The sequence below is a fragment of the Brevinematales bacterium genome (assembly GCA_026415355.1).
Lineage (GTDB): Bacteria > Spirochaetota > Brevinematia > DTOW01 > DTOW01 > SKYB106.
This window is the reverse complement of record JAOAHF010000047.1, coordinates 1-1,473: the sequence shown is the minus strand read 5'-3', so window position 1 is coordinate 1,473 and position 1,473 is coordinate 1. Positions and strand designations below refer to the sequence as shown.

Sequence of the window (1,473 nt, the reverse complement as noted above, 5' to 3'; positions counted from 1 at the left end):
ATACAAATATAATTCTGTTTCAAAAATTGAAACCACAAGAAACAAATAAGTTTAAAGCTGTCACAGTAGATAGCACCTTTGAAATCACAAAAATTGAGCAATATCTCAAAGAAAAATCCATACAGATGGAACAGAGCAAATTAGATGATAAGACCTTTGTTCTTGCTGATGATAGAACTTTAGCTCTCAAACAAAAGATAGAAGAAATCGGCAAGCCTCTAAAAGATTGGGATGTGAAAATTTATAGAGGAGTTATAACCGGCTTTAACGAAGCTTTTATTATCGATACCGAGACAAAGGACAGAATTTTGAAAAATTGCAAAGATGAAGATGAGAGAAAGAGGACAAAGGAAATACTAAAGCCTATTTTAAGGGGAAGAGATATCGGGAGATATTATTACAGATGGGCAGGTTTGTGGTTGATAAAAATTGAATCTGGATGGACCAATAAAAATCGTGGTAAAAATAAACCAGAGGAATTTTTCAAAATGATGTTTCCAGCTCTCTACAACCATTTAATTTCATTCGCCAATCTTAAAACAGAAGAAACAAGAAGAAAAGGACTATTGAATAGAGATGACCAGGGAGATTATTGGTGGGAATTAAGGGATTGCGACTATTACCCCGAATTTGAAAAAGAAAAAATTGTATGGCAGGAAATGAGCCAAGAACCATCGTTTGCTTATGATCGTGACAGTTATTTTACTAATCAAACAGCTTACATTGCAACAGGCAAACTCTTGAAATACATAATTGGAATTCTTAATTCTAATGTATCTCATTTTTACTTATTGAGAATTGCATATTCCTTATCTAATCAAGCTAATAGGTGGATAAAACAATATGTTGAACAAATTCCCCTCCCCACCATCACTCCGCAAAACCAGCATATTGCTAAAAAGATAGAATCCCTTGTCTCCAAAATCCTCTCCATCACCCAATCTGATGATTACCTTTCGAACTCACAAAAACAAGAAAAAGTAAAGGAGCTTGAAAATGAAATCAACAAACTGGTTTTTGAGCTTTACGATTTAACACCAGAGGAAATCAAGATTATAAAGTCAGAAATTGAGAAGTAAAACTCTCCTCTGCCATTAGTTCTTTCACCTTTGAGATTGGAAAAATTGATGGAGAAGGTAGAAATGCCTGAAAAAACGCTTTATAAGTGCTCCTCAAAATACACTTTCTAAATCATTTTTTAAACCCATCCTTTCTCAAGAATATATCTACCCTTGGCTATCCTTAAAAATCCCTTAATTCATCCCTCCTCCCATTCCCGTGGATTAAGTTCAAATTCATCTTTGGCACATTCTAAGCCTCACAAACTTTGCTTTTTTGGAAGCCTGAACCTACATAATTTTACCGGAGACCTCCATAGCTCCTGAGCCTATAGCAGATAAATCCGCACACTTTCCGCAGATTCCCCCGGCTATAATACCTACAGATACACGACTTTGATCAAAGAGATAGAAT

At 35.1% G+C, this 1,473-nt stretch carries 1 protein-coding gene; it reads left to right on the top strand.

Translation table 11 applies throughout. The features are described from left to right. The coding region (locus N2712_07990; protein ID MCX8029917.1) for a hypothetical protein at positions 1-1,079 on the top strand (1,079 nt) is incomplete at its 5' end. Between the last annotated feature and the right edge of the window lie 394 nt (positions 1,080-1,473).